The organism is Synechococcus sp. R55.7 (assembly GCF_047461955.1).
Classification (GTDB): domain Bacteria; phylum Cyanobacteriota; class Cyanobacteriia; order Thermostichales; family Thermostichaceae; genus Thermostichus.
Genome location: NZ_JANSIC010000087.1, coordinates 1 through 2,225, shown reverse-complemented (window position 1 = coordinate 2,225; position 2,225 = coordinate 1). Strand labels below are relative to the sequence as shown.

The 2,225-nt window shown below is 57.8% G+C and carries 4 protein-coding genes; 2 read left to right on the top strand and 2 right to left on the bottom strand.

Features of this window, described 5'->3' with window-relative positions:
• Positions 1–136 precede the first annotated feature (136 nt).
• Positions 137–1,168, top strand: coding sequence for a hypothetical protein (locus NW820_RS06335; protein ID WP_414407003.1), 1,032 nt, complete (start codon positions 137–139; stop codon positions 1,166–1,168).
• A 114-nt stretch (positions 1,169–1,282) separates the two neighbouring features.
• On the opposite strand, the gene NW820_RS06330 is transcribed toward NW820_RS06335, so the two are convergent.
• Together NW820_RS06330 and NW820_RS06325 are read right to left on the bottom strand one after the other, a co-directional pair.
• A complete protein-coding gene (locus NW820_RS06330; protein ID WP_011433444.1) occupies positions 1,283–1,504 on the bottom strand; it encodes a hypothetical protein in 222 nt (73 codons plus the stop codon).
• A gap of 67 nt (positions 1,505–1,571) precedes the next feature.
• Positions 1,572–1,952, bottom strand: coding sequence for an Npun_F0494 family protein (locus tag NW820_RS06325; protein ID WP_011433445.1), 381 nt, complete (start codon positions 1,950–1,952; stop codon positions 1,572–1,574).
• A gap of 82 nt (positions 1,953–2,034) precedes the next feature.
• Here NW820_RS06325 and NW820_RS06320 point away from each other — a divergent pair.
• A partial coding sequence (locus tag NW820_RS06320; protein ID WP_414407002.1) for a hypothetical protein occupies positions 2,035–2,225 on the top strand: 191 nt, incomplete at its 3' end.

Below are 2,225 nucleotides of genomic sequence, written 5' to 3'. Positions count from 1 at the left end.
CTGAGGTGAGCCTTGCAAACGGCAACGACGAAGACTCTAGCCTCTTTGTCCAGCCCTTCTTTGCTTGCCCAGTGAGCAGCTTGAAAGTCGTCCTATCTCATTTTCAAGTACAAATCCCAGGATAAGGAAGGGCATTGTGTTGAATCTTTTTGCCAGCCTGCTGTTTGCATCCGCTTTCCTCAGCCCATCGGGAAACGTCGTCATCGAGGGGGATCCAGGGGAGTGGATTTTCGCCGATCATCAAGTCCTAGAAGGGGTTACTCTAACCCTTCTCACACGGCCTGGAGAGAGCTTGGCCTCTTGGAGAGAAATGCTCTCCGTCATGGACGTTCATGTCCAGGGATCGCCGCGCTTTCTCGCCAACCACATGCGGGACAACCTCCTGGCTAGCTGCCCCCAAACGACTTGGGAGTTTCATCGGGAGAGCGAAGAAGATGTGCTCTACGAGTTCCGCAGTGCTGGTTGCCGTGGGACGGTGAGTGGAGTTGAGGAACATGAGATTGGCCGGATCACCCGAGGCCCGCGCGGCAGTGTGCGCATTGCCTACGCCGCAAAGCCAGAGATGACGTCCGAAGTGCGAAGCCGCTGGCTGAACTTACTGGGCAGCGAGGTGGGGACAGCTCAGGGTTTTCCCATTCGCAACCTCAGCGGGGCGATTGCACAGCCTTCTTCCCCGGTTTCGGAAGCCCCAACCGCAGAGCGGCAGATCGCCCAGTGGCTGCAGGAAGCAACCGATGCCCTGAAGCAGCAGGAAGATTTGCTGGCCGAGCTGGATCGCCTAGGTCAGGAAGCGCAAGCAGATGCCCGTGCCTACAGCGGAGAGATCCCCAAAGGGGCGGGGCTAAGGACAATCGGCCTGTACCGAGGTCGGGGGGACGGCAGCCCTGGCGAGGCCACAACCGAGTTCAAGACCACCGACACGTTGATCTGGGCCATCTTGCCGGTGGGCAACCTTCCTGTCAACGCCAAGGTGGAGATACTCTGGTACTACGAGGGCGGAGAAGCCGGGGGCGAGCAACTGATCCGCAGGCTAGATGTTCCCTGGGATCCCTTGGCCGATACCGTGCGAGGCTTTCTGAGCTTCAGCCAGCCCTACACCGGCCGCTACCGCGTCGAGATTCATGTCAACGGCGAGAAGGTGGGAGTTGGCCGCTTCACAATCCAATAGTCTCCTGCAAGAAGTACCCCTCCTACGGGGTTACACAGGCTTGGGGGTGGACAATCTCCATCACCAACTCCGACGGGGTGAAGACTGTTGTGCTGGGATCCAGAGGGGGGCTTGCTATCCTCGACGGGTTCTGCTGACAGGCCTGGCTTTGAGGTTGTAGATAAGGCTGGTGCGGTATTGCAAAAGCAAATTGCGCAGATAAAGGGGCAAGTTGCGTCGGTAGAGGGAGCGGGTTTTGCGGTAGATAGACTTGCTGCGCCGGTTAATTGCTTGGCTGCGCCGCTGCAAAGAGGTTTGGAGTGGACGTTGGAGTGCCAGGGATCCGGGCACACGCATCAACCTTGGCCGTACCATATCCCCCCTCGAGAGCGGCGTTGAACGTTGGATCCAGTGTAGGGGATCCTCAGGGAAGCAGCCGCCAGCGGGTCAGCCTATTCTGCAGGTGGTCTGCCCAGCTTGCCGAGATCCCGGCAAAAGCTTCATCCCTCTCCAGATCTTGCAACAACTGCCGACCCAGAGGTGCCAGACGGTACCGGTCGGTGATCCCCTGCCCATCCACTTCCCGTCGCAACAGCCCTACCTGAATCAGCCACATCAGCTCCTGATCCACCCGCATTTCCGATAACGGGCGTCGGCTGTAGCCCGCTTGAACGCCGGCCCAACCTGCAATCTTCGCTGGTGGGATCCCTTTTGTGCTCATGGCCTGCAGCAAGGGCAACCGAAAAGGGCTGCAAATCCAGGCACGCCAAGCCCTTCTGTACACTGACTCAGAGTCATGGAGCATGAGGGACAAGGGGAGTCCTTATGTTCTTATTCAATTCTGTCAATGGCCGTTGAGCAGCAGGCTTGTTACAATAAATTACGATATGTTGATCATCCTTGCCATTGTTGTCCTCCTGGGATTCTGGGCGCTGCGCTTGATGGAGCAGGCTTTTCAGAGTCAGGAGTTCTCGCGCATGTTGGCAGGGACACTGGTGGCTGTGGCTGCCGGCGGCGTCTTGACCTGTTACTTTCTGATGAGCGATACCCTTCAGATGTTGTTTCATCTGCAAGCGCA

What these genes read in the sequence shown, in the direction of transcription:
- NW820_RS06330 (WP_011433444.1), bottom strand. Translation starts at nt 1,504, where the DNA reads ATGCGTGTGCCCGGATCCCTGGCACTCCAACGTCCACTCCAAACCTCT.
- NW820_RS06325 (WP_011433445.1), bottom strand. Translation starts at nt 1,952, where the DNA reads ATGCTCCATGACTCTGAGTCAGTGTACAGAAGGGCTTGGCGTGCCTGG.